We start from the raw sequence: 25,302 nt of genomic DNA, 5'->3' as shown, positions 1-25,302 counted from the left end.
ATTTGAAAGGGATTTGCTTACACAAATCCCCTAAATAGAATCCTTAAAGGCTGCTGAGGGCCTATGTCGCAACTTTCTGATAAGACTCGTGATCTTTGAAGCTAGGTTTAAATCTATCAATTTGGTCGAAAGGAATCGCTCTCTCAAAGTAAAAACCTTGGATGTATCTCACTCCCATTGTTTTCAATTTTAAGTACTGGATGTCTTTCTCAACCCCTTCAGCCACACAGTGGAGGCCGAGGTCGTTACACATGGTGAAAATGTTTTTACAAATGTGGTAACCCTTTTCTGATTCAATATTGTCAATTAGAGACTTATCAACCTTTACCGTATTCATTGGCAGGAAGGTGAGGGTTTCAAACGAGCTGTAGCCAACACCGAAGTCATCAAGTGAAATACCAAATCCGTTGTCGTGGAGTCGCATGATATTGGCAATAGAGCTGGGGCTTTTGACAGAATCACGCTCAATAATTTCAAACTCGACGCTCATTTCTTTCAATTCTCTGATAATTAACTCAATGGTTTTGTTATCGGTAAGCGTGTCAGGGTGGATGTTGATTGCAACTTTGGGGTTAAACCCTCCAAGACGCCAAATCTGGAAGTGTTTTCTCACTTCTTTGCATACCCAGAGATCAATGACGCTTGCCAAACCTGCAAGTTCGAGAGATTCAAGGAAGAAGGGACCTGAGATAGAACCGTCGTCCTTCCTGATCCTTAACAGGGCCTCGTAGGCACTGCAGCGTTCTTCGATAATATCTACTTTGGGCTGGTAGTGAACTTCGAGTTTGTTGGAGCTGATGAATTTGATGATTTTATCGACTTCTTGATTGGATTTTATGATCTTCGATTCTGCGGCATTAGATTTAATGCCTTCGTTTGACTCCATTAACTCAATCATTTCCAGGTTGTTTTTCAGGTTTTCCAGGTGATTGGAAGAAGACTGTGCCAGGGAGTACCGTTTGATAAATGGTGCGTAAATAAGGGTGCCAACAACCACGAGAAGAAGTTGTAACAATAAGGCTCCGCCATGCCCATCGGTAGCAATGAAGGCGTTGATAAATACTGGGGTTATCCAGGAAACCTGATTGTTGACGAAGGAGATATTAAAAAAGTCTACGTAAAAGTAAGCGACGGTAATATTGAATACAGGGATAAGAACAAAGGGAGCAAGTAGGTACTTGTTTAGGACAATGGGCAAACCATAAATCAGTGTTTCGTTAACGTTAAAAATGGCGAAAGGAAGAGAGATTTTTGACACCTTATTGATATGCTTACTTTTTGAATAAATAATTGCCGCAAAAATCAACGATAAACCCGAGCCTGAACCACCATATATGACAAACACATCGTAAAAGGCTTTATAAGAAATATCGTTGATAAAGGGGAGAGTGAGACTTTCACTGGGTGCAATAATCGAGAGAGTATTAGGGCCGTGAACCCCTAAAAACCAAAGAAACTGTGACGCGAGCGTTCTGATCGTCATGATGGAAAAAAGATCCAAATTCAGAAAGCCGAAACTGATGCTGCGGGCAATTGCTTCCAGTCCTTTAACCATCAGCAAATAGGCCACAATCGAAACAAAATAAATAATGATGAATGATTTGAGGTGAAAGAAGACGTGGCTAAGTTGACCGTTTGATAGCTTCAGGTCCTTTTCAAAGCGAGGAATGATGTTGAATAGCGCCACCGAAACGATGGGAATGATAAGGACAAAAAAGGAGACGCCAGCATCATGAAGTAACCATTGAGACTTGTGGGCATTTATCATGGACTCTATGGTGATGAAAATCGCGAATGATAAAGTAATGATAAATATATTGTTGATATTATTACGTTTTGAAAAGTGGAAAGCGATCGAGGTCATCAGTATGACAGGGAAGAAGTCGCTCATGTAACCAATGATCTTGGTCAGTATGATGCTGTTCAGATAAGGGGAAGTAAAATGCGTTAAAATCAGCAGCTGGTTGATAAGTACAATAATGGAAGATAAAACCAAGTAAGGAACCGTGCTGATAAACGATTCTTTAATCGCCATAAAGAACACGTCTCTTCTCAACTTTTTGATGTTGTCCACGTCGCTTTCCCCAATCAATTTAGCCAACGATTCCATCTTCTGGACGAGGTAGAGACCAGATGACTCGCATAGATAGTTTTAGCTTTGATTGTGTTGTGTCATTATTGAAGTGAACATTTGGTTAATTGATTCCATTGACTCAAATGCGAGTCATTTGTGTATGCAATATTTACATATTAACTGTGTTGATAATTGGAAATTTAGGCAGGCATTGACTGTGTGAGATGGGAGGTAAGAGCGGGTGGCAGAATTTTGTCAGGGCCTTCAAAGTGAGAAGAGAAGGATTTGGAAGGCCCCGTCCGTTTTTGAGTTTATCGCGATACAACGGCGATTTGTGAAAGCAGCGTAATAACTCAGTGAACCGTTACTTTAACGAGTGAGTCCGGTTCTAACTCAATATAGAAATTACCTTTTTTTAATCCGTCCAAATACTTAACGTAAACCGACCCTTTTACGGGACATTTTTTGTGGTACTGCAGTTGTATCAGTTCACCGTGTTTATTCATGCAAATCATACAAAGCTCCTCAACACACTTTTCTAGATTGTTTTTCTGCACGCTACCAGTATCCATTTGTTTTTGTTTTATACCTCTCGTTACTCTACGACGTACTGTTATTTCCTTTGCAACGTATAGGCCAACTTTTATAAGAAGAATTTAAATGATTACGATATCAATAGGTTAATATTCATCTGTTAACATACTTTTGGGGTGCCTAAGTTTACCGTCTCGTTGCAAAATGATTTTCAGAATGCAATTGCAAAATAGGACTATCTGTATCGTGAATTTCATTTAATTCAGATATTTGTCGAAGTTATAGCAATGTTTGGATTTTCTGACATGAATGAAAAGCGCCGTCTTGCCTTATGGCAAAACGGCGTTGGGTAGCGCGTTACTTTTTATCAGAATCGGTAGGTGATACCAACAGAGCCAAAGAACTCACTGGCGTTATAGAAGTCGATGTTGGAATCGGTATTGTTGTAACCAGCCAGAGTAACGAAAGAGAGCGGATGGACTTCGAAGAAGTGTGCGTATTCATAAGCAAGGAATGCGCTGAACTCGCTGTCATTACGGACTTCACCAAAGATCGGATGAGACGCATCGTAATCGCGGTAATGGTATTTACCCGTCAATACGATTTTATTGCGACCTGCGAAACTGAAGTAACTCAACTCGCCACCATAGGTTTGATGAGACATTGCATCGCCGTCTGATTCATTTTTCATATACACAAACGCGGGTGCAACACCCAGACCTTTGCCCAGGAACTGGCGATAGCTGACTTTGGAATAGAAAGTATCACCGCTGCGGTTCAGGCTTTGTTGTTCAGCCGTTGTGAGGCCTTGCGTGCTTCCGCTCAGCTCTTCTTCAACATCTGTCTGAGCATAAGCGAGGTCCAACGAAAACATGGATCCGCCAATGCGATCGAATTGCAGTCGGTAAGCATCGCCGGTCTTTTCGGTTTCAGCTCTTGCAGAACCGACATTGAATGGGTCTTTCCAAACGTCTTCCGCTAGCACGGTAGGAAGATAAGACAACGACACTTTGGTGCCAGAATCGAGTTGCTGGCGGTAACCTAATTCCAAAGCGATGGTACCGATTGCGATATCTTCGCGAGAGGTACCAACGAATATTTGCTTATCCAGTCCTTGGCCAAAGGTAAATGACAGGCTGCCAAGTGCTCCGACAATAGAGCTAGCTTCTTGCTCACCTGTTGAATTCAATGGCGCATTTTTTGTGGCATTACCGTTAGTTGAAAGGTTGGAATCCGTTGAAGTCATACCGGCGATAACCGAGATTTCACCGCTGAGGCCCCCTTTGTCTGCAAGTCCGGCATTAGCAGCGAGCGGAAGAAGCGCAATGGTTGTTAAAAGGGGTTTTGTTATTTTCATTTAGTATTCTGTCCCTGAAAGAATGTGTTCTGGTGCATATGTTAACAGAGTGCTTGATACAAAAAACACCTAAAATTCGTCAACTTATCGTAACCTGCGTTAAGAATCTGTTAGCGTTCGGAATGCGGTATATTTTAGGTCAAATTTATTACGGCCAAACGTACTGCAGAGATCATACAGTGATATCTGTGCCGTTGATAAGATTCACCAGAACGTCAATTTTCGCATTTGAAAGCTGTCTGTAGTCGAAGTAGGGGCAGATGAAAATCGGGAGAGAAGGGTGCTTGGCGAATTCATTGTTTAGCCAGATGCACTTCTCTGACAGGCCAAGATTGAGGGCATGCGTGCGACCCGCAATAATATGTATGCCACCCTCTTTTCCTCTTTGTTCAACATTCCACTCACCAAAGCAAAGTGCAGTATCACTTTGGTCTTGCAGCAGGGATTGATCTCTGAATTTTTGCCAGCTTAAAGCGCTATTGGGCCTAAAAGTTGACTGGTGCGGAAAAGCGAACAGCAGTTTGGCGTAAACATTGAAAACCTTCCGCCATCCATTTCCTCCTGCCTCCCCAAGCGATTTGATGTCACCATCAACCAGTTTTTTGAAACTCCTGTATGAGGGGGATTCCCCCCATAGCGCTTCAGATGGAGGCGCTTTTTCTACATAGACATTGATACGAGCCAGAGGATGACCGAAGGCATAGTTGTTCACATTGCTTTCCTATTTATTGTTTTGAACAAAATCGATAAAGGCGCGGTCGGCCAAAGAAAGATAGCCATGTTTACGCCACGCCATAGCGATGTCCAGCGTCACGGGCTCTTCGAAAGGAATAGGAATAAGCCCATGTTCGTGTTCAGTCACCATTTCCAGCAAGGCGGTAATAGCAAAGCCGTGCCGGACGATATTGAGGATCATCGCTAACAGGTTGGTTTCGAATGAAAGCTGTGGCGATATTTTGTGGGTGGCGCAAATCCTGTCGACAAACTCACGATGGAAATATCCTTTTTTGAACATCACCAATTCTTCATTGAAAAATTCCTGGAAACTGATCGAGCGCCTCTCGGCTAAAGGGTGGTCGGTAGATGTTACCGCAACCATTTGCGAGGAAATAAGATGTGTGGTTTCTAATGCAGAGGGTACATCCTGATTATGGATGACACCAATGTCCAGTTCACCATCTAACAACATTTGGCGGATGGACTGAGTACCAGCTTCGACCACACTGAGTTTGAGGTCAGGATAACGACTTTTAAAGCCCATCAGAATTGATGGGAAAAAGTAGGATCCCAGCATTCCTGGGACGCCGACGCGGACTTCGCCTTTTTGCAGTCCCCTAAGTTCAGCCATGGCGGTGTTGGCATCTTCTACCTGTTGAAGTACACGGTGGGCATGGGGCAGTAGAATTTCACCTTCATGTGTCAGGTGAACCTGCCGTTCATTGCGATCAAATAGTGGGAGCGCAATGCTTTGTTCCAGCTTTTTAATTGCGATGCTCAATGCTGGTTGCGCAATGTTTAGTTGTCGCGCAGCGCGGGTAAAATTCTTATGCTCCGCAACACAGACGAAGTAACGCAATTGGCGAATGTCCATTTCGAATCCCTTTCCCCGTTTTCACAGCCAGGTATTAATAAACGATCTTACTTCTATATATTTAATATACTTCTTTTATTATGAGGGCGTTGCTAAATTCACTGTATATCGAGAGAAAAACAGTGAATAAGGTCATGATTGAATTACAGACACCCGCCTATAGAAAAGCCGCTTTTGCATTGTCATTTGGGTCTTTTCTTGTGTTCTGCAATCTTTACCTCTTCCAGCCATTGCTACCTGTTTTTGCTGGTGCGTTTGAGGTTACGGCGACCAAAGCGAACTGGTTATTGGCATCCTCAACGTTGGGGTTATCTGTCAGCTTGCTCCCTTGGGCGGTCATTTCAGAGAAAATTGGAAGACGACCGGTGATGTTGTTCAGTCTGGTACTCATGCCGTTTGTTGGCGTATTGTCTCTATTGATTGATGCTTTCTGGGGCTTGGTTGCTATTCGGGGATTAATGGGGATCGCATTAGCAGGCTATGCGGCGGTGGCAGTTGCCTACATGGCTGATGAGTTTAGCCCAACGGCTTTGGTTGTCGCTGTTGGAGGTTACATTAGCGCAAACTCGTTGGGGGGTATTTTTGGTAGACTTTCCGGCGGTATGATGGCGGACTTTTTTGGCTGGGAAGGGGCAGTTGCTGCCATGGCAACTTTCACTGCTTTGGGCATGGCATTGGTGTATTACCTGCTGCCTCCTCAGCGTCAGTTTGTAGCTTCACAAGATCCTTTCTTCAAACAGTTTCGCGTTGTTGGTCGCCACATCAAAAATCCGATTCTCTGGATGGCAATGGTCGTCGGGGGAATTAACTTTGCGCTATTCGTCAATATCTACTCCGTTACGACATTTCGTTTGCTTGAGGCGCCATTCAGTTTGCCGGTGGGTGTCGCTTCAGCCATTTTTATCTGCTATCTGGCTGGCACCTTAACGTCTCGATTTAGCGGTCGTTGGGCCAACCGTTACTCGCCAATATCAGGGATGACGTTCGGTACATTGGTGACTTTGATGGGTGTGATGATTGCCAGCATTGAACACCCTGCTACCGTCGTTATTGGTCTGCTGATCGTCAGTGGTGGGGCGTTCTTCACTCACTCCCTGGCTTATGGCTGGGTGAGCCGTAGGGCTACCCAAGGAAAAGCAACAGCTACAGCTCTGTATTTGGTTCATTACTATGTCGGCGGCAGCTTAGGTGGTTTCTATCTCATTGGATGTTGGGAAATGGGTGGTTGGCATGCCGTCACTCTAGGTGCCATGTCTTTAGCTGCCGCGAACATTGTGTTGATTCAATTGCTGGGTGCCAAAAACAAAAAGGTCCCTATTCAGGAACCTTGTTAATGAGCTACGGCATCTTTGAGTGAGTTAATTGACCAGCTCCAGCCACGGGCGCTTCTGACCATCTTCAATCAGATCTTCTTCTTGATCATAAGTACTGCTCTGGTCACGTCCTCCATTTTTCGCTTTAAACAGGGCTTGGTCAGCCTGTTCAAGTATCAGGGAAAGATCATCGCTCTTACAAAGACTGGTGCTAATGCCAATTGAGGTAGTTACTTTCAGTGGCTCTGATACTCCTTCTACCTCTATGCCCATATCACGAACGCGGGTCATGATGCGGTCAGCCACTAGTTGCGCGTTGTCGGCGCTGCATTGTGGCAAAAACAGGATAAACTCTTCACCGCCAAATCGGCCGAAAATATCACTCTTACGCTGTGTTTCCTGCACGGCTTGAGTAAAAGCCTGAAGCACTATATCCCCGGCATGATGACCGTACCTGTCGTTTACTCGCTTGAATCTATCGAGATCCATCAATAAGACGGAATAAGGACGGGATTTGGTTCGGGTGTTCTCGAAATCTCGCTTGGCAAGTGTCAGCAGCATTCGGCGGTTATAAACCCCAGTGAGTGGGTCTAACGTGGCGTGGCGGTAGAGTCGCAGCATCATGTGTAGCTTGGATGTTTGCGCCCAAATCACCAGGATACCAACGACGGTTTGCAGCCAGTAAAGTGCAATTGTGTCGAAAGACAACAGCGCGCCACTTTGAATGTCGACATAAATTTGCGAAGCGGCTGTGATTAGCATGACGCAGACTGATTCTTTCACTGTGAGTGGCAGTATGGTCAAGATAACCACATATACAAAAGGAAGCAGGTTGTAGCAGTAGCTGAATGCATCAATATTGTGTGGGTAGCCAAGCTGGTGATTGGTCAACATGTAGAACATGTTGAGACTAACGACCAGCGCGAACATAGCGTTTCTGCATGCGTTGAGTGTGCTGCGTTGGTTGGTTGTCCAGCCAATAAACAGCAGAACAGCACAAAGCTTCAGGCGGAATATCGCGAGCGTGGTAACGGACTCATTAAGAAGCAGAGCATCAACAGGTATCCACAGTGCACACAGCGCCGCCCAGATGTAGCAAAGCGCTACAATTCGGGTGCGTAAATAGGTTGCACGGGTGGTGTTGAACGCAGCAGCATGCGAGCGAGCTGTCAGCAATTCGCCTAGTTGGGTTTTGTACTGTGATAAGGACAGTTCCATATCCCGCACGAGTCATCCTGTCTGGTAAAATTATCGTTAAGCCTAGGTATGCAGGCGGTCAAAAGGTAATATTTTGAACCGCGTTCACAATTGTAACTTTGATATAAAAACAGTTACATATAGTTGCGACTGAATGCAAAATAATCGTTACGTTCTGTGATCGTCTCAATGTTGTTACACACAAACGATGTGGTTTTATATCGAAACAATCTGAAAACTCTTGATTCAGAACGTTTGGGTATAAACCTACCTAAAGGTATATAATCTGCGTTCATTTGATCTGGGTGATAAAAGATGTACGAAATTTTTAGCGCTGTAACACTTGCCGGTGTTTTAGGAGCGCAAGCGGTTCTGACCCTGGTTCTGCTGAAAGGGGATATCTGTCCTGGGCAGCGTGGGCGTTTACACAAAGCTTTCTGGTTTTTGGTCGCTGGCTGGGCGGTGACAATTCCTTTCTCGCCATTTTCAGCGCTGCCTTTTATTACCCTCGGCATTTTTTCTCTTCGCTCTAAGTCAGGCAAAACCCGGCAATCGGGTCCGGTTCCGCTGTTACATTTATCGAATGGATTTGGCGTTTTAGCGTTGCTGATGTCCGGTGTTGAGCAAGGTTTGTTGCCAACCTTACTGATGCTTTCGCAAGTGCTGTTGGTAGGTGCAATCACTGCGCATTGCCTTCTGGTTAGAGCACGCTCACGCCTTCAGGCGTTTCACCGTATTCTGCCAGTGATTGGCGTTGTTGCAGCGATGCTGACAGCGGTAACATTGGCTGTAGGCAGTATGATGCTAGAGCCAGATGCGGCAAATGCGTTGGTGAATTCAGTGCTGATGAGCCTTGGTTTGGCTCTGGCGGGTGTGTTGGTCTGGGCCTCTCATTTGCTTCGTCAGACCACGCCCCACATTGCGCAGCTTTGCGTGTCTTTGATAGTGATTGGTTGCGCTTCTGGTGTGGCATTGTCAACGATGATCTGATTGACTTTAAGCTGTCTCAGCAACAATAAAAAGGCACGTGAAGTGCCTTTTTTGTTGCCTGATTCACACTGGCAATGCTGCAGCCGAACTATGCTTTTAGTCATGTGTCCGCATGTAGGGTTGCCGTCATGGAAATACATAACCTCGATCATCTCGATAGCGCCATTATGTATGGCATCGTCAATGAAAAGCTGCGCCTTGAGTGCTCTTCGCTGGACGATTTAGCGTCCCAATTCGATCTCGATTTACAAGAATTCCAGGCGAAAATTGATGCCATGGGTTGCTATTACGATCCACTGGTGAATCAACTTCGCCAGAAATAGTCCCTAATTACACGCGCTTGATCCCTTCCAAGTGCGTATGGCACTGGTTCCGAGCTGTTGAAAAGAATGCCTGGAGGTAGGGACGTTGTGCCTCTTGGTTTCTAACGGCGGCAAACAAACGTCTCCATAACCCTTTACCTAATGGTCTGTCTACGACCAGACCTTGTCGTGAGAACTCACTGATTGCCCAGTTGGGGAGTGCCGCCACACCAAGCCCCGCCGTTACCATTTGAATCAGCATCAGTGTGTTGTCCGCCGATTTGAAGTTGGCTGGTTCAATCCCTGCTGGCTGCAGAAAGTGTTTAATCACATCCATTCTTTGGCGCTGAACGGGATAGGTAAGCAAAGTTTCATTAGCCAAATCTTCCGGTTCAATGTGCTTTTTCTTTGCAAGTGGATGCGTGTCTGCCAGCACCAGACGCATCTCGAAATCAAAGAGGGCTTCGTAGTGAATTTCACTGCGCGGCGCAATGTCTGACGTGATCACCAAGTCCAGCTCGCCGCCAGCAAGCGCTGGCAAAGGCTCAAAGCCGAATCCTGATGAGAAATCGAGCGTTACCAGAGGCCAGCTAATTTTGTATTCCTTAAGCGCGGGCATCAACCATTGGAAACAAGAGTGACACTCAATGGCCATGTGCAGGCGTCCTTGCGCATCTTCCTTCAAAGCGGCCAACTCAGTTTCTGCCTGAGCGAGTCTCGGCAGAACATCATCTGCCAGTTTCAGCAGTACCTGACCTTCAGCGGTAAAGCGCACTGGGCGGGTTTTACGCAGAAACAGAGGCGCGCCGATGCGCTGCTCTAAGTCTTTGAGCTGATGACTCAATGCGGATTGAGTCAGACACAATTGCGTGGCGGTTGAGGTCAAAGACCCTGTACCTCTCAGTACAGCCAGCGTACGTAAGTGTTTCACTTCTAGCATGAATTTTTCTCAATATCCGTTTGAGTAATTTGAGTTTGTTTTATGCACTCTAATGAATCAATGTGGACATGTAAACATCTGGACGGCTAAAAATAAGGAAAGAGTCATGACCACAACGCATATTCTTGGTTACCCTCGCATCGGTAACAAACGCGAACTGAAATTTGCACTCGAACAATACTGGCAAGGTGAGATCTCTCAACAAGGATTGCTAGATGTGGGGGCGACAATTCGTCATCACAACTGGCAGGTACAAAAAGACGCAGGGCTGTCGTTCGTCACTGTCGGTGATTTCGCTTGGTACGATCAGGTTCTTCAAACCAGTTTGACGTTGGGACATATTCCTAAGCGCCACCGCAACGGCCACCCTGATTTAGATACCTTGTTCCGCATTGCCCGAGGTAAAGCGCCAACAGGTTGCAGCTGCGCCGCGTCAGATATGACGAAATGGTTCAACACCAATTACCACTACATTGTTCCTGAATTCACTAAAGAGGATGAATTCAACCTGAGCTGGAACCAAATCTTCGATGAGGTCAACGAAGCACAGAAATCGGGTCACAGTGTTAAACCCGTGATTCTTGGCCCGCTCTCCTATTTGTATCTGGGTAAAGAGAAAGAAGAGGGGTTCAACCGCTTGGATTTGTTACCTCGATTGCTATCCGTGTATCAGCAAATCTTTGCCAAATTTAAAGCTCAGGGCGTTGAGTGGGTACAAATTGATGAACCTATTCTGGCGCTGGAATTACCAGAAGCTTGGCGTAAAGCCTACAATCTCGCCTATCAGGTGATTGCAGGCGATGTGAAACTGCTGCTGACAACCTACTTTGAATCAGTGGAACAACAACTCGACATCATTTCTCAATTGAAAGTGAACGGCTTGCACATTGACTTGAATGTGGCTCCACAACAGCTTGATGCTGTGGTCAACTCTGTTCCGCAAGACTGGATTATTTCCTTAGGCACCATCAACGGCCGTAATGTTTGGAAAGCCAACCTGAACACCTGGATTAAAACATTGACGCCGGCAATCGAAAAATTGGGGGACCGTGCTTGGCTTTCAACCAGTTGTTCGTTGCTGCATACACCTGTGGATTTGGAACAGGAAACCGACCTGGAGCCAGAAGTTGAATCCTGGCTCGCCTTTGCCAAACAGAAAACTGGCGAAGTCGTGCTACTTGCGGAAGCGCTAAGCGGTAACGAAACGGCTATCACGAAATGTGCTGAATACAGCGCTGCGATTGAAGCCCGTGCGACCAGTACCCGCGTGAACAAGCCAGAAGTTCAGGCGAGAGTGAATGCGATTACAGACGCTTTGGCAAAGCGCGACGTAGACTACGCTCAGCGCGCAGAAGCGCAGAAAGCGACGCTGAATCTACCATTGTTCCCAACGACAACTATTGGTTCCTTCCCGCAAACTGGAGAAATTCGCCAGCAGCGCCGCGCTCACAAAGCCGGAAACCTTACTGACGCAGATTACAAGTCAGCAATGCAAGGACACATAAAAGATGCCATCGAACGTCAGGAGAAGCTGGGACTCGATGTGCTGGTTCACGGTGAGCCGGAACGAAATGACATGGTGGAATACTTTGCGGAGAATCTAGATGGTTTTGCAGTAACCCGATTTGGTTGGGTACAAAGTTATGGGTCGCGCTGCGTGAAACCTGCAGTGATTGTTGGGGATATTTCCCGTGAATCACCCATTACTGTTGAGTGGGCTACTTATGCGCAGTCGCTTTCAGAGAAGCCAGTCAAAGGCATGCTGACGGGGCCGGTGACAATTTTGGGTTGGACTTTCCCTCGTGAAGACCTTTCGCGCCAACAAATCGCTGAGCAAATCGCGCTGGCACTGCGTGATGAAGTCGCAGATCTTCAGGATGCAGGCATCAAGATCATCCAGATTGACGAACCTGCTATTCGAGAGGGCATGCCGTTGAAAGTGAGCGATTGGAAAGCTTATCTGGAATGGGCGGTAAATGCCTTTAAAATCTCAGCGGCAAGTGCAGTGGCTGACACTCAAATCCATACCCACATGTGTTACAGCGAGTTTAATGACATCATCGATTCGGTTGCAGCGCTGGATGCCGATGTCATTACGATCGAAACCTCGCGTTCTGACATGGAACTATTGCAAGCTTTTGAAGAGTTTTCGTACCCGAATGAAATCGGCCCAGGTGTGTATGACATTCACTCACCAAACATTCCGCCGGTAGAAAGTATTGTTGGACTGTTGGAAAAGGCGCGTAAAACAATTCCTGACGAGCGTTTGTGGGTGAATCCAGATTGTGGCCTTAAAACCCGTAACTGGACTGAAGTTGAATCAGCACTGGCTAACTTGGTGGAAGCGGCGAAAACATTGCGCTCTGCGACACAGTAGAAAAGTTTACGGAACGTTAACAAAATGCCCGGGTCTTTTTAAAGGTCCGGGCGTTATTGTATTTCTACGTGTGGTTATTCTGTATTGATTGCCCAATGCTGGCGGGATCTAAGATTATGTCCAACAATTAGTTAACATCTTGAAAAGGACGATGAAGGGATGGCGAAGCGGGTTTTATATTCAACGATACTTACAGTCTTTGTGGGGCTGTTTTTTTCGTTCCTTGCCGCCATGTCACTTTATCAGTCTGAACAGCAGTCGATTGAACATGAAATCCAGAAGGACGTAGAGAATGCCGCGCTATCTCTTGGGCGCGAGCTGAACATCGGTATCGAGCTTATGTATGCCCTCAGAAATCAACTTGTGATGGATGAAGGCATTAACGAAGAGTCCTTTGTCGAGCTCTCCCAAGCTGTGATGGATAGACACCCCAACATCCATGCGATGGAGTGGGCGGAAGTGGTCAGTGAAGTTGATCGTGAACTTTATGAAGCAGAAGCGGCACTGGAGTTCGCGCTGTTTGAAATCGTCGAGCTGAATGAGGAAGGGAACCTTGTTTCTGCTGTCTCGCGCAACCGCTATTTCCCCGTTCGATATATCCATCCTTATGAACAAAACCAAAATGTCTTGGGCTTTGATCTTGCTTCCCGTCCTTCGATGAAAGACGCGCTTGAGATGAGTTGGTACCGAGGCGTACCAATAGCAACACCCGCCATCCGTCTAAAGCGTGAATTTGAGGATCACAGCGGATTCTTGATGCTGCTGCCGGTATTTTTTGGCGATCCGGAAACGGATGCGGACAGGGAGGATGCACTTCGCGGCTTCCTGGTGGCATTGTTTGATGTTTCCGATATTTTTGACCTTGCTATCAACAACACCGTGAAAGAGTCAATCAATCTTGAGTTGGTGGATAAAGGGCTCTCGGAACAAAGCGATGTCATTTACTCCAATGTCGTGGACTTGGGCCAACCGCCTGTCGAAGCACTCACTTACGAATCTGAGCCGATTTTCTTTGCAGGCCGTGAATGGCTGTTACGTGGCACGCCATCGGCTGCTTATGTTCATTCCAGAATGAGCATTTTCCCGCATCTGATCTTCTTTATCGGTGTGCTGATCTTCTCATTACTTGCCTATCTGCTTTATATGCTTCAGCACCGCGCACTGACGATTCAAAAGCGTGTGGATGAGAAAACCCGGGAGCTTCGTGAGGCCAATAAGAAACTGGAAAAGCTCTCTAAGAGCGATGGACTGACGGGTTATTACAACCGCGAGTACTTTGAGCAGAGTGTGCAAGCGGAAGTGCGTCGTACACAGCGCGACAACCTCTACATCAGCCTGATGATCATTGAAATCGACAATATGTCGACGTACAACGCCAAACATGGCCGTGTGGCCGGGGATAAAGCGATTCGCCTTATCGGTTCTGCTATTTCAGATACCATGAAGCGTCCAGGTGATTTGCTGGCGCGTTACAGTGGGGAAACTTTCGCGGTGCTGCTGCCAAACACCAAAGATGGTGCGCCTATGGCTGAAGCGTGCATAGAAGCAGTGAAATTGTTAAGACTGCCATTCGACAAAGAAGTGGGATCAGAGATTATTTCTATCTCGATTGGTGGTGTGACTGTACATGAAGCAAAGTCATTGGAAGCTTCTAAGGTATTGGCTTATGGTGAGGTTGCGCTTGGCAAGGCCGTGGCAGAGGGAAGAGGAACCTTCCATTGGGTCTATATGCCTGAAATCATACAGCCTCCCGGAGGAGGCTGTTAGAAGCATCTGGATTCATACTAGATGCTTGAATCACTTTGTGTAGGGAATTAGTTTACCCAGTCACGAAGTTGGAAAGACAGTACGTGTTCGCTGTTTTCCAGAACCAGTGTTTGCTTAGTCAGAGTCACATCACTCCAATCACCCAACACTTTAGTCATAACACCTTCCAGGTTCATTGCCGGCTCAGGACATGCCATCATGGTGCTGGCCATCTTATCGATGCGGAACTTATCGCCTTTCAGCTCGCCTTGACCAAAGTAACGGTTACAACCACCGTGGCCATTTGCTGTGAATGACTCACCAATCTCAAGACTTGGTGCTGCAAAACCTTCTGGCAGATTCAGTGGTTGACCATCAACGCTTTCCAAAACCCAGTTGTGGTGTTGCATGTTAGCTTTAGACACTTCCATTGCGTCACCTTTGCCTGAAGTGCTGGTTGCACAGCCTGCCAGAATTGCAGGAGCGACCAGCATTGCGATTGCCATCTTTTTCATTATTAACTCCAGATTAATCTCTGAGTGTTTCTACATTTCGTCACGTAGAGACAGCGCCTGATTGGCTTGGTTCAATATTTTGACTCCATGATTATTATGAATCTTAATCGCTTAGCAAGTCAGAAATCTGTCAAATTGGTATTAAATTGCGGAACTTGGACAGGGTTTGTTCGTTTTAAGAATTGTTTCAACGATTTGTTAACCGAAATGACGATATTTTATAAATATCAGTCATTTATATTGGGTTGGTTTTTAGCGAAGAAATAAAAAAGCCCCCGGGAGACGGGGGCAAAATAATCCATCGCGATTGTTATAGTTGTAATGAGAAGCTCTTGTGTTGAATGGTTGGTTTTTAACCAAAATCACCGTTCACATACCCACGGGTACGATCGTCACGTGGGTTGGCAAACAGGTTGGCAGTTTCATCATGTTCCACCAGTTCACCCATCAGGAAGAAGGCAGTGCGGTCAGAGATACGACGCGCTTGTTGCATGGAGTGTGTCACGATAACGATGGTGTAGTTCTTCTTAAGCTCTTCCATCAAATCTTCGATTTTCTTGGTGGCTATCGGGTCAAGTGCGGAAGTAGGTTCGTCCATCAGAATCACTTCTGGCTCCATGGCAATGGTACGGGCGATACACAGACGTTGCTGCTGGCCGCCTGACAGACCGAAAGCGTGAGATTTCAGGCGATCTTTTACTTCATCCCACAGCGCTGCACCACGCAGGCTTTTCTCTACCACTTCATCCAGCTTTTTCTTGTCAGTCACGCCTTGGGCACGCAGGCCATAAGCGACGTTGTCGTAGATGCTCATTGGGAACGGATTAGGCTTTTGGAATACCATGCCGACCTTAATGCGAAGGCTGGCGATGTCGATATTGCCGTAAACGTTCTCGCGATCCATCTCTAAGCGACCGTTGATTTTCACACCTTCAATCAGGTCATTCATGCGGTTGAGGCAACGTAGCAGGGTAGATTTACCGCAACCTGAAGGACCAATTAGTGCCGTTACTTTCTTACTTGGGATCGGCAAAGTGATGTCTTTCAGTGCGTGGTTAGCGCCGTTGTTATAAAACAGGTTCAGATTTTCGATATCGAATTTGTTTGCTGTGTTCATTGCAGTTGCAGTCATCATTGTGTTCTCTCCCTGGCTCAGTAAGTGGCTTTGCTAAATTTGCTGGCGATAAGCTTGGTCAGCATGTTGATAAACAGCACGACAACAATCAGCACTGTCGCGGTGGCATAGGCCTGGTTCCATTCGTGAATGGTGTAGAGCTCCTGGGTTAATTTGTAGAGGTGTACAGTCAGTGTGCGGCCTGAATCCAGCACGCTTTCTGGGATACGTGCGACCATGCCTGCAGTCAGAAATACCGGTGCAGATTCGCCAATGACGCGACCTACGCTCAAAATGATGGAAGTCACGATACCCGGCATAGCACTCGGTAGAATCAGTTTCCATATGGTGTATATCTTCGATGCGCCCAGACCATAAGAACCCTCACGGTAGGTTTGCGGCACCGCCATCAGCGCTTCTTCTGTGGTGCGGATAATCACTGGCAGAATAAGAATGCTCAGCGTCAGTGCCCCAGAGAGGATAGAGAAACCTAGGCCAAGCACGGCAACAAAGAATGTCATACCGAACAGGCCGAAGATGATAGACGGGATACCCGCCAGTGATTCGGTACAGAAGCGAATCACTTTCACGAGACGGCTACCGACTTTCGCGTATTCGGTCAGGTAGATTGCCGTCATTATGCCAATAGGTGCTGCGATAGATATAGATGCGATAACCATGTAGATGGTTGAAACAATCATTGGCCAGATACCGGACTGTTCTCCGATACGGGTGTAATCGCTGGTGATAAATGACCAATCGACGTATTGAAGGCCGTTGCTCAGGATGTACCAGATAATCCAGAACAGGAAACCAACGGTCATTGCTGCAGCAGCCCAAACGGTAGCCAGCGAAATTTTGTCTTTCATTTGACGGGTCAACACAGTGATTACCTCGCTTTTTCGCGGTTAAGGTAAAGCAGGGATGCGTTCAGGATCATGATGAAGACCAGAAGGACAATACCTGTCGCGTAGAGGGCGCTGGCGTGTACGCCAGACGCGTAAGACATTTCGAGCGCGATGTTGGCAGTCAGCGTACGTGCTGATTCTAAAAGGCCGTTAGGCATCGCTGGCGCATTCCCCATCACCATAATGATGGCCATGGTCTCGCCCAACGCACGGGCAATGCCGAGAATGACGCCGGTCATGATGCCTGAGCGTGCTGCAGGCACCAGCAGCTTAAAGGTGGTGAACATCGGCGATGCACCCAGAGCGAGAGAACCTTCTTTATAGACTTTCGGTACTGCGCGCAGTGAAGTTTCAGAGACAGCGATAACGGTAGGCAGAATCATCACCGCAAGGACGATAATACCCGCCAGCAGTGTGTTACCCGCTGGGACGTTGAATACGTCCTGAATCATTGGAACGATAATCACCAGTCCGAAAAATCCGTATACCACTGACGGGATACCCGCCAGGAGTTCAACGGCTGGACGGATGATGTTTGCCAGCCATTTCGGCGCGACTTCTGCGATAAAAACGGCGGTGAGTACAGCGACTGGCACACCTAACGCGACAGCGCCTGCAGTTGAAGCCAGCGACGCCACGATCATTGGCGCAATGCCATAAAGTGCAGGTGGAAGCCATTCAGAACCAGTGACGATACTGGTAACACCTGCTTCCTGAATAGCAGGAAGGCCTTCTCTGAAAATAAAGTATCCGATAGTCGCGAGAGATAACACGCCCAGTGCAGCGGCTGTCAGGAATAGCGTGCGGAAGATTTCTTCGCGCCAATCTCGGCGTTTACCATTCCCCAGCTTTCCGGCTGGGATTTGGATGGATTGTTCGGTTGCGATGGTCATAATTGCTGTCCTTTGTGTCATACGATGACAGTAGGGAAGTGCTTAAAAACTTAATAAAGGTGGCCTGCCAAAACTTGGCAGGCCAAGGGGGATTACTTAACTGGCACGTAGCCTTGGTTTGAAACGATTTTCTGGCCTTCAGAAGAGACGACCCACTTTAGAAACTCATCTGCCGCTGGAGACGGTTTACCGTCTTTGCTTAGCACCAGGAATGGACGAGCAACTTTGTAGTCACCAGCAGCGACCGCTTCAGAAGTTGGTGCTACGCCGTTCACTTTCACTGCTTTCAGCGATTCATCAATTGAACCTAGAGAGATATAGCCAATCGCGAATGGATTGTTTGCGACGATAGTTTTGATCACGCCGTTACCATTACCTACCTGAGCTCGCTGGGAGATAGCAGACACTTTCATGCCGTTAACTTTGCGCTTCAGACCCATGATGTCTTCAAAAGCGCCACGGGTGCCTGATGCTGTATCACGGGTAACCACAACGATTGGCTTGTTTTCACCACCAACCTGAGACCAGTTCTGCACTTCACCACGGTAGATTTTTGCGATGTCTTCGATAGTGAGGTCATCCAACGTGTTCGCGTTGTTAACGACAACCGCGATACCGTCGCGTGCAATCACGGTTTCTTTAAGCGCAGGTTCTTTTTCTGAATCTTTCAGTTCACGGGATGCCATGCCGAACATTGAGGTACCATTTTTTGCCGCTTTTACGCCAGCTGAAGACCCCGTGCCTTGTACTTCGATAAAGGTTTTGTCGTTCTGCGACTGATAAGTTTCAGCCAGAACTTCCATGACTTCTGTTACAGACGTTGAGCCAGAGACTGTGATTGTTTCTTGAGCAGTTGCAGTGTGAGCAACGAGCGCGCCAGCCATACAAAGTGCGGTGAATACTTTTGATTTCATTATAGATTTCCTTAATCGTTGCCTTTCTCGAAGGTCGTGTATGAGTCAACGATGGCAACTTTAGGTCTCTTTTATGACACTCATGTTTCAACAAAATTAAGCATTAATGACGAGGCATTGAGTTGGATATGAGTCGAATGGTTTGTGATAAAGACATTGTTTATGTGAATAAAAGAAGGGGGGATAGGCCGAAAATTGCCTTAGTTTTGACTGGCGACGCGTGAATTGACCAATAGCGTTTCGTTCAGCCAGGCGTCTGTTTGGGCGAGGTTCATAGGGCGTCCGTACCAGTAGCCCTGAATTTTGTCACATCCGATGGAGACCAGATATTGCCCCAAGGCTTCGGTTTCTACACCTTCTGCGACTACGCGGCAATCCAGACTGTGTGCGAGGTAAATCGTTGATCTGACGATGGCTTCGTGGTTACTGCTGTAGAGAAGATCTGTCACAAAACTGCGGTCAATTTTAATCTCGTCGATGGGCATGTTGCTCAAAATCGACAGTGATGAGAAACCAGTACCAAAGTCGTCAATACTCAGCGATACACCGAGTTTTTTGATCTTCTCTAACACTGAACGCGCTTTGGCAGGATTTTGCATCATGCTGGTTTCGGTGATTTCAAGCGTTAGTTGGGCGGGGTTGATCGCGTAGCGGCTAAAGAGTTTCGACAAATAGGGTTCCAGAGAGTCATCTTCAATATCTTTGGCCGACAGATTGACCTGAACTTGAGGAGTAATAGACAGTTTCCGCCAAACGGCCAGTTGAGCAACCGTGGTTTCAAGCACCCAATGAGTGATTTGCTTGATGGCATTGGTTTGCTCAGCAATAGGAATGAAATCGTCGGGGCGGACACTGTATCCGTCACCAAGTGGCCAGCGTATCAGCGCCTCGAAAGTAGTGCTGTGAGGGTTATGGACATTCAGCACGGGCTGGAAGTGCAGCTCGAAATCCATGGTTTCAACGGCATTATGCAGCATGGCAGCCAGTTCTGTTTTGTCGTAGAAGTGGCTCGAAGCGGCAGGTTCATAGATGGCGTAGGGCGCCTGAATGCGTTTGGCGTTGTACATGGCGACTTCTGCGCGCTTAAGGACCTCTTCAGCGTTGCTGCCGTGCTCCGGGAACAGCGCGACACCGACGGTATTGGTCAGATTTACATCGTGGTCATTAATTGTCAGTGGGTGGTCTAAATAGCTCTGAATACTTTCGATGTATTGGGCAATATTGATATTTTCGGGGTCGTTCAGAATCATGGTGAAGCGGTTCCCGCTGGACCGGGCGAGGAAGATTTCATCCTCCACAAACTCTTTGAGTCGTGTAGAAAACTGTGCAAGTAACACATCACCTTTCTGGTGGCTAAAGACTTCATTGATGTTATTGAAGTTATTGATATCAATAATGATCAAGGCAAAGTGTTGTTGAGAAGTGTTGTAGTCAATGACTTGCTGTCCAATGGTGTTCAACAAAAACCGACGGTTTGGCAAGCCGGTCAGTGGGTCATGCGACTCGTTGTGACGTTGTTGAAATTCCGCAAACGCGATGCGCTCCATGCTTTGGGAGACGACACCAAAGATCATGACACAGAAGATACCCCCGCCAAAAAAGACCGCAGCAACAATGAACTCGATCGTGGTGGCTTCAGGCTGACGAGACAAGAAGGCCGCGAAAATGACGTAGCCCAGCACGAAACCAAGCATCACGGGAATGAAGCTGAAAGTGGAAGGGCGACGGTCGCGGCGATATAGAGCGATCGATGATTTCAGCGCCGAAATCAGGGCGAGCATTCCAAGTATGACAAGCACTATTGAGACGGTTTTTATCATCGTCCTATCACTTCGCCCGCGGTGAAATACTAAGGTCAACAAACCTTGAAAAGGATTAACGCTGCCTTGATATGCCAAGACAGCATAAGCTGTTATAAATGTAGTAGAGATTTGTCGATATTGAGAAAAGTGTCAGCAAATCAATGAGGTTGTGTTAAGTATTGCAGACAGGGCAGGTTGGGTATTTAGGCAGATTAAAGTTGCGCCATTCGCTGGTCATCGCATCGTACAGCATGACCTTACCCGTTGGCGCAGGCGCAAAGCCTGATAATAGCTTAATAGCCTCTAGGGCCTGACAAGCACCAATGATGCCTACGACAGGACTGAGAATTCCAGCCTCAACACAGCTCAGCGCCTGGTCACCGAAAAGCGCGCTGAGACATTGGTAGCATGGTTCACCCTCTCCGTAGGTGAACACCGCTATTTGTCCTTCGAGCCGAATAGCAGCGCCGCTCACCAATGGCCTTTTGGCGTCAAAGCATAAACGGTTTAACTGATTGCGGGTCTCCACATTGTCGGAGCAATCCATCACCAAGTCGTGAGAATGAATCAGCTGACTTAAGGTTTCGTCGTCCAACCGCTTGGCAATAGTTTCTACCACGATATGTGGGTTGATTTTACGAAGACTGGCAGCTGCTGATTCCACTTTCAGTTCACCAATCGTGTCGTCACTGTGTAGCACTTGGCGCTGCAGGTTGGAGAGCTCAACCTTGTCGTCATCAATAAGGGTCTGTTTCCCGACCCCTGCGGCAGCAAGGTATTGCGTGGCAGCACAGCCAAGACCGCCCGCTCCCAATACCAGAATACTGCCTTTCTTCAATGCCTCCTGACCGTCGAAATCAAACTGACGCAGAATGATTTGGCGGTTATACCTGAGTTCTTCTTCCGGAGAGAGAATATCCACGTTTTTCCTCAGTTCAGCACGGCATTAAAGGGTTCAATGGTAACGGTTTCGCCCACTTCGATATGACCGCGATCTTGCTCAAGCACGGCAAAGCAGTTAGCCAGCGACAAAGAACTGAATGCGCCAGAACCCTGGTTGCCCGTTGTTGAAACCAACAAGTCGCCATTTTCGTCTGTGCGGTAAATTGCGCGTTGATAATCGGCGCGTCCCGGTGCTTTTTTAAAGCGTGTTTCAGCTTTGGCTTTAAGTGCAATAGCCGGTTGCCATTGTGTATGGCCTGCCAGTTTAGCCAGCAGTGGCTGAACCAAGACGTGCAGCGTAACAAGCACAGAAACCGGGTTGCCCGGAAGACCACAGAAAAGGGCGTTTTTTACTTTACCGAAAGCAAAAGGTTTGCCGGGCTTTATCGCGATTTTCCAGAAACCAACTTCACCCTCCTGATCCAGAATATCTTTGGTGTAATCCGCTTCGCCGACGCTGACCCCGCCTGATGTGACAATCACATCGGCTTCAGCTGCTGCTTTAAGGAAAGCCTCGCGAAGTTGGTCGGGACAATCAGGAATCACACCGAGGTCAATGGCTTCGCAATGCATCTTCTCGAGCATGGCGCGAATGGTGTAGCGGTTGCTGTCGTAGATTTCACCTTTGCCGAGTGTTTCACCAACCTGACGCAATTCGTCTCCGGTAGAGAAGAAGGCGACTTTTGGTCGACGGATAACGGTAACCTCAGAAATGCCAAGTGTCGCCAGCATGGGTACTTCACGAGGTGTCAGTAGTGTGCCTTTAGGAATGACGACATCACCCGCTTTAACGTCATCGCCGATCGGGCGGATGTTTTGCTGTGGCTGGGCTGATGCAGTGAAAGTGATCTGGCCGCCGTCAACCATCGTTTGTTCTTGCATGATAACGGCGTCTGCACCTTCTGGTACTTCTGCGCCAGTCATGATGCGAATACAACTGCCTTTCGGCCATTCGCCTTCAAAAGGGACACCGGCAAATGATTTGCCTGCCAACGTCAAGGTACTTGATTCTCCCAAATCGCTGGTACGAAGTGCGTATCCATCCATGGCAGAGTTAGCAAAAGGTGGTACGTTTAGCGGTGAGCGGATGTCTTCCGCGGTAATGCGGTTTTGCGCATTCACGAGAGAGACCACTTCTGTTTCTGCAAGCGGTGTCGTGTTGTCCAGAAGGGTGGTAATGGCCTCAGAAACGGGCATCAATCCCGGCGTGTCGCAGCAACCCATATAAAAACTCTCTTTCGATTTTTGAATACTGTAGCCGATTGCGAATGTCAGGTCATATGACGTGACTTTGATGCTTAGCCTATGATCTCTATATAGAGAAGTACATTTGGCTCTCGCCATCGGTGCAACGAGATTTATGTCAGAGCGTATTCCGCCCAGCTCGTAGAAGAAAGGCGGTATTATCGCAAACTTTGTGGGCGGAAACTAATGCCCACACGCAATTCGAGGTGTAATTTTCCTAGTATTAACGTTATGCTTCAAAATTCTGACAGCACATTGATCCTTGTCCTCAAAAGGCGAGTAATAAATAAAACTATAACATTGGAACGATCCGAGGAATGACTATGACAGCATTGAGCGATTCTGCAAAACGAGTCCGTGAGGCGCTGATAGCACGTGGCATTGAGACTCCGATGCAGGCCGGTTCGTCGATGACCGCCCAAGAGAAGAAAGAGAAAATCGAATACCACATGCGCGAGATTCTGACTGCAATGGATCTCGACCTAGAAGATGACAGCTTAACCGAAACACCGATCCGTATAGCAAAAATGTATGTGGATGAGGTCTTTTCTGGCCTTGATTACACCAACTTCCCAAAAATTACAGTTATCGACAATAAGATGGGCTGTGACGAGATGGTGCGGGTGAAAGATATTACGTTGACCAGTACTTGTGAGCACCACTTAGTGACGATAGACGGTAAATGTACTGTGGCTTACTTGCCCAAGAGCAAGATTATTGGCCTTTCGAAGATTAACCGTATTGTTCGTTTCTTTTCCCAGCGCCCGCAAGTTCAGGAGCGTTTGACGCGACAAATCTTGGTTGCTCTGCAAACATTGTTGGAAACCGACAACGTAGCAGTCCATATGAATGCTACTCACTACTGTGTGAAAGCACGTGGTGTTATGGATGCTACCAGTGCGACGACGACAACTGCTTTGGGTGGCATATTTAAATCGAATGCTTCAACCCGTGCTGAGTTTCTTCACGGCATCGGCTAATAATACCAATCGTAATAAATATCTGATCACCTACCTACTGTGATTGGTATAAATCCGGCTGATATAAAGCAGCTCAAAAAGAAAAAGCGCCGATTGGCGCTTTTTCTGTCTCTACCGTTCCGGATTATTTCAGAACAGCAGCAATACCTTTACATAGTGGGCCCATGTTTGAGCGCGTCATACCAGCGACGCTGATGCGACCAGAGCCAACAATATAAACACCGAACTCTTCTTTCAGTTGGTTCACTTGTTCTTTGGTCAGGCCAGAGAAAGAGAACATGCCGTTTTGACGTTCGATGAAGCTGAAGTCGCGGTCTACACCTTCTTCTTTCAAGGTCGCTACAAACAGTTCGCGCATTGCTTGAATACGAACACGCATGTCTGCCACTTCCTGCTCCCACTCTGCACGCAGTGCGGCATCGTTCAGGATAACAGTCACAACCGCAGCGCCGTGCGCTGGTGGGTTAGAGTAGATAACACGCGCAATGCTCTTCACTTGGCTGAATGCAGTTGCTGCTTGCTCAGCAGATTGACCTACCAATGTGAATGCACCAACACGCTCATTGTACAAACCGAAGTTTTTCGAGAATGAACTTGCGACTAGAAGCTCTGAGCAGCTTTCTGCAAAAATACGCAGACCTGCAGCATCTTCTTCAACGCCTTTTGCAAAACCTTGGTAAGCGAAGTCAAACAGAGGCAGAAGACCTTTTTCTTTCACCAGTGCTGCCAGTTGTTGCCATTGGCTAGCATCTGGGTCGATACCGGTTGGGTTGTGGCAGCAGCCGTGCAGAAGCACAACATCACCAGCGTTTGCGGTTTGCAGGTCAGCCAACATCGCGTCGAAATCCATGTCTTTGGTTTCTGCGTTGTAGTAGCTGTACTGTGCGACTTCCAGACCCGCCGCTGCGAATACGCCATTGTGGTTTGCCCAAGTTGGGTTGCTCACCCAAACTTTCACGTCGCCAAGTTGGCGTTTAATGAATTCAGCTGCCAGACGAAGTGCGCCGGTACCACCCGGAGCTTGTGCAGTTTGCGCACGTTTGTCAGCAATTACTGGAGCGTCAGCGCCGAACAGCAGTTTTTGCACTGCCAGACCGTATTCAGGGGTACCTGGAATCGCCAGGTAAGATTTGGTGGTTTCGTTTTCCAGCAGAACAGCTTCTGCTTTTTTAACGGTTGCCAGAACAGGGGTGTTTCCGGATTCATCCTTGTAAATACCTACACCCAAATTGATTTTCTCAGCACGGGCATCGGCTTTGAATTCTTCGGTTAGGCCTAGAATAGGGTCGGCGGGAGCCGCAGCAATTTTTTCAAACATCTTCGTTCATCCATGGCGTTAGTAACTTTCTTTTTTTATAACATTTGGCTGATCGTAATAAAACGGAAATTTAAGGATTTTTTACGATTAGCTATCACTTGGCTGCCGGATGCCAACAAAGCCTCTATTTCTCTATCTTTTCTTATTGGCGTGATGTGGAACAGACAAGTTTTGGAGGAGTGACACAAAATCCTGAAACACCCATGAGAAGGGGAGTCGGACGTGCCAGAGAAGACGAGAATTTCGCGCA

The 25,302-nt window shown here is 47.3% G+C and carries 21 protein-coding genes; 6 read left to right on the top strand and 15 right to left on the bottom strand.

From position 1 onward, the window contains the following. Nucleotides 1–61: 61 nt before the first annotated feature. From GCE9029_RS06950 to GCE9029_RS06930, 4 genes are all read right to left on the bottom strand, one after another. A complete protein-coding gene (locus tag GCE9029_RS06950) occupies nucleotides 62–2,074 on the bottom strand; it encodes an EAL domain-containing protein (RefSeq protein ID WP_062663151.1) in 2,013 nt (670 codons plus the stop codon). Nucleotides 2,075–2,975: 901 nt separating this feature from the next. Then, nucleotides 2,976–3,965, bottom strand: a complete 990-nt coding sequence (locus GCE9029_RS06940) for a DUF2860 domain-containing protein (RefSeq protein WP_062662067.1) — start codon at nucleotides 3,963–3,965, stop codon at nucleotides 2,976–2,978. 172 nt (nucleotides 3,966–4,137) lie between these two features. Then, a complete protein-coding gene (locus tag GCE9029_RS06935) occupies nucleotides 4,138–4,677 on the bottom strand; it encodes a DUF6942 family protein (RefSeq protein WP_062662065.1) in 540 nt (179 codons plus the stop codon). 9 nt (nucleotides 4,678–4,686) lie between these two features. Then, the gene (locus GCE9029_RS06930) at nucleotides 4,687–5,556 is read right to left on the bottom strand and encodes a LysR family transcriptional regulator (protein WP_062662063.1); all 870 of its coding nucleotides are present in this window, start codon (nucleotides 5,554–5,556) and stop codon (nucleotides 4,687–4,689) included. Between the two features lie 134 nt (nucleotides 5,557–5,690). On the opposite strand from GCE9029_RS06930, the gene GCE9029_RS06925 reads away from it, so the two are divergent. Beyond that, a complete protein-coding gene (locus tag GCE9029_RS06925; protein ID WP_062662061.1) occupies nucleotides 5,691–6,890 on the top strand; it encodes an MFS transporter in 1,200 nt (399 codons plus the stop codon). 24 nt (nucleotides 6,891–6,914) lie between these two features. On the opposite strand, the gene GCE9029_RS06920 is transcribed toward GCE9029_RS06925, so the two are convergent. Continuing rightward, a complete protein-coding gene (locus tag GCE9029_RS06920) occupies nucleotides 6,915–8,087 on the bottom strand; it encodes a GGDEF domain-containing protein (RefSeq protein ID WP_062662059.1) in 1,173 nt (390 codons plus the stop codon). A 294-nt stretch (nucleotides 8,088–8,381) separates the two neighbouring features. On the opposite strand from GCE9029_RS06920, the gene GCE9029_RS06915 reads away from it, so the two are divergent. Both GCE9029_RS06915 and GCE9029_RS06910 read left to right on the top strand, forming a co-directional pair. Further along, a complete protein-coding gene (locus tag GCE9029_RS06915; protein WP_062662057.1) occupies nucleotides 8,382–9,056 on the top strand; it encodes an HI_1241 family integral membrane domain in 675 nt (224 codons plus the stop codon). 128 nt (nucleotides 9,057–9,184) lie between these two features. Further along, nucleotides 9,185–9,379, top strand: coding sequence for a DUF4250 domain-containing protein (locus GCE9029_RS06910; RefSeq protein WP_002535009.1), 195 nt, complete (start codon nucleotides 9,185–9,187; stop codon nucleotides 9,377–9,379). Between the two features lie 7 nt (nucleotides 9,380–9,386). Here GCE9029_RS06910 and metR read toward each other — a convergent pair whose 3' ends face one another. Continuing rightward, a complete protein-coding gene (gene metR, locus GCE9029_RS06905; protein WP_062662055.1) occupies nucleotides 9,387–10,298 on the bottom strand; it encodes an HTH-type transcriptional regulator MetR in 912 nt (303 codons plus the stop codon). 106 nt (nucleotides 10,299–10,404) lie between these two features. On the opposite strand from metR, the gene metE reads away from it, so the two are divergent. Next, complete coding sequence (metE, locus tag GCE9029_RS06900) at nucleotides 10,405–12,675, top strand: 5-methyltetrahydropteroyltriglutamate--homocysteine S-methyltransferase (protein ID WP_062662053.1); 2,271 nt, start codon at nucleotides 10,405–10,407, stop codon at nucleotides 12,673–12,675. A 201-nt stretch (nucleotides 12,676–12,876) separates the two neighbouring features. Then, nucleotides 12,877–14,442, top strand: a complete 1,566-nt coding sequence (locus GCE9029_RS06895) for a CHASE domain-containing protein (protein WP_231870047.1) — start codon at nucleotides 12,877–12,879, stop codon at nucleotides 14,440–14,442. A 47-nt stretch (nucleotides 14,443–14,489) separates the two neighbouring features. Here GCE9029_RS06895 and GCE9029_RS06890 read toward each other — a convergent pair whose 3' ends face one another. From GCE9029_RS06890 to moeA, 8 genes are all read right to left on the bottom strand, one after another. Continuing rightward, nucleotides 14,490–14,936, bottom strand: a complete 447-nt coding sequence (locus tag GCE9029_RS06890; RefSeq protein ID WP_062662049.1) for an META domain-containing protein — start codon at nucleotides 14,934–14,936, stop codon at nucleotides 14,490–14,492. Nucleotides 14,937–15,288: 352 nt separating this feature from the next. Then, nucleotides 15,289–16,053, bottom strand: a complete 765-nt coding sequence (pstB, locus tag GCE9029_RS06885; RefSeq protein WP_231870078.1) for a phosphate ABC transporter ATP-binding protein PstB — start codon at nucleotides 16,051–16,053, stop codon at nucleotides 15,289–15,291. Nucleotides 16,054–16,088: 35 nt separating this feature from the next. Then, nucleotides 16,089–16,919: a phosphate ABC transporter permease PstA gene (gene pstA, locus GCE9029_RS06880; protein WP_197475326.1), complete on the bottom strand. Its 831-nt coding sequence runs from the start codon at nucleotides 16,917–16,919 to the stop codon at nucleotides 16,089–16,091. A 20-nt stretch (nucleotides 16,920–16,939) separates the two neighbouring features. Beyond that, on the bottom strand, nucleotides 16,940–17,851 hold the full coding sequence (gene pstC, locus GCE9029_RS06875; RefSeq protein WP_062662042.1) for a phosphate ABC transporter permease subunit PstC: 912 nt from the start codon (nucleotides 17,849–17,851) through the stop codon (nucleotides 16,940–16,942). Between the two features lie 92 nt (nucleotides 17,852–17,943). After that, on the bottom strand, nucleotides 17,944–18,765 hold the full coding sequence (locus GCE9029_RS06870; RefSeq protein ID WP_062662040.1) for a phosphate ABC transporter substrate-binding protein: 822 nt from the start codon (nucleotides 18,763–18,765) through the stop codon (nucleotides 17,944–17,946). A gap of 200 nt (nucleotides 18,766–18,965) precedes the next feature. Beyond that, nucleotides 18,966–20,585 carry a putative bifunctional diguanylate cyclase/phosphodiesterase gene (locus GCE9029_RS06865; protein WP_062662038.1) on the bottom strand — a complete coding sequence of 540 codons (1,620 nt, stop codon included), beginning with the start codon at nucleotides 20,583–20,585 and terminating at the stop codon, nucleotides 18,966–18,968. 154 nt (nucleotides 20,586–20,739) lie between these two features. Further along, nucleotides 20,740–21,489 (bottom strand): molybdopterin-synthase adenylyltransferase MoeB, encoded by a 750-nt coding sequence (moeB, locus tag GCE9029_RS06860; protein WP_062662036.1) that lies wholly within the window; start codon nucleotides 21,487–21,489, stop codon nucleotides 20,740–20,742. 8 nt (nucleotides 21,490–21,497) lie between these two features. Then, on the bottom strand, nucleotides 21,498–22,733 hold the full coding sequence (gene moeA / locus GCE9029_RS06855; protein ID WP_062662034.1) for a molybdopterin molybdotransferase MoeA: 1,236 nt from the start codon (nucleotides 22,731–22,733) through the stop codon (nucleotides 21,498–21,500). A gap of 344 nt (nucleotides 22,734–23,077) precedes the next feature. Here moeA and folE point away from each other — a divergent pair, with 344 nt between their 5' ends. Beyond that, nucleotides 23,078–23,734 (top strand): GTP cyclohydrolase I FolE, encoded by a 657-nt coding sequence (folE, locus tag GCE9029_RS06850; protein ID WP_062662032.1) that lies wholly within the window; start codon nucleotides 23,078–23,080, stop codon nucleotides 23,732–23,734. A 124-nt stretch (nucleotides 23,735–23,858) separates the two neighbouring features. On the opposite strand, the gene GCE9029_RS06845 is transcribed toward folE, so the two are convergent. After that, on the bottom strand, nucleotides 23,859–25,052 hold the full coding sequence (locus GCE9029_RS06845; protein ID WP_062662030.1) for an amino acid aminotransferase: 1,194 nt from the start codon (nucleotides 25,050–25,052) through the stop codon (nucleotides 23,859–23,861). Nucleotides 25,053–25,302: the final 250 nt, after the last annotated feature.

The sequence above is a fragment of the Grimontia celer genome (genome assembly GCF_900055185.1).
GTDB classification, from domain to species: domain Bacteria; phylum Pseudomonadota; class Gammaproteobacteria; order Enterobacterales; family Vibrionaceae; genus Enterovibrio; species Enterovibrio celer.
Note: the sequence above shows the minus strand (reverse complement) of the source record. Positions and strands in the feature narration are given on the sequence as shown.

What these genes read in the sequence shown, in the direction of transcription:
- GCE9029_RS06940 (WP_062662067.1), bottom strand. Translation starts at nt 3,965, where the DNA reads ATGAAAATAACAAAACCCCTTTTAACAACCATTGCGCTTCTTCCGCTC.
- GCE9029_RS06930 (WP_062662063.1), bottom strand. Translation starts at nt 5,556, where the DNA reads ATGGACATTCGCCAATTGCGTTACTTCGTCTGTGTTGCGGAGCATAAG.
- GCE9029_RS06925 (WP_062662061.1), top strand. Translation starts at nt 5,691, where the DNA reads ATGATTGAATTACAGACACCCGCCTATAGAAAAGCCGCTTTTGCATTG.
- GCE9029_RS06920 (WP_062662059.1), bottom strand. Translation starts at nt 8,087, where the DNA reads ATGGAACTGTCCTTATCACAGTACAAAACCCAACTAGGCGAATTGCTG.
- GCE9029_RS06915 (WP_062662057.1), top strand. Translation starts at nt 8,382, where the DNA reads ATGTACGAAATTTTTAGCGCTGTAACACTTGCCGGTGTTTTAGGAGCG.
- GCE9029_RS06910 (WP_002535009.1), top strand. Translation starts at nt 9,185, where the DNA reads ATGGAAATACATAACCTCGATCATCTCGATAGCGCCATTATGTATGGC.
- metR (WP_062662055.1), bottom strand. Translation starts at nt 10,298, where the DNA reads ATGCTAGAAGTGAAACACTTACGTACGCTGGCTGTACTGAGAGGTACA.
- metE (WP_062662053.1), top strand. Translation starts at nt 10,405, where the DNA reads ATGACCACAACGCATATTCTTGGTTACCCTCGCATCGGTAACAAACGC.
- GCE9029_RS06890 (WP_062662049.1), bottom strand. Translation starts at nt 14,936, where the DNA reads ATGAAAAAGATGGCAATCGCAATGCTGGTCGCTCCTGCAATTCTGGCA.
- pstB (WP_231870078.1), bottom strand. Translation starts at nt 16,053, where the DNA reads ATGAACACAGCAAACAAATTCGATATCGAAAATCTGAACCTGTTTTAT.
- pstA (WP_197475326.1), bottom strand. Translation starts at nt 16,919, where the DNA reads ATGAAAGACAAAATTTCGCTGGCTACCGTTTGGGCTGCTGCAGCAATG.
- pstC (WP_062662042.1), bottom strand. Translation starts at nt 17,851, where the DNA reads ATGACCATCGCAACCGAACAATCCATCCAAATCCCAGCCGGAAAGCTG.
- GCE9029_RS06870 (WP_062662040.1), bottom strand. Translation starts at nt 18,765, where the DNA reads ATGAAATCAAAAGTATTCACCGCACTTTGTATGGCTGGCGCGCTCGTT.
- GCE9029_RS06865 (WP_062662038.1), bottom strand. Translation starts at nt 20,585, where the DNA reads ATGATAAAAACCGTCTCAATAGTGCTTGTCATACTTGGAATGCTCGCC.
- moeA (WP_062662034.1), bottom strand. Translation starts at nt 22,733, where the DNA reads ATGGGTTGCTGCGACACGCCGGGATTGATGCCCGTTTCTGAGGCCATT.
- folE (WP_062662032.1), top strand. Translation starts at nt 23,078, where the DNA reads ATGACAGCATTGAGCGATTCTGCAAAACGAGTCCGTGAGGCGCTGATA.
- GCE9029_RS06845 (WP_062662030.1), bottom strand. Translation starts at nt 25,052, where the DNA reads ATGTTTGAAAAAATTGCTGCGGCTCCCGCCGACCCTATTCTAGGCCTA.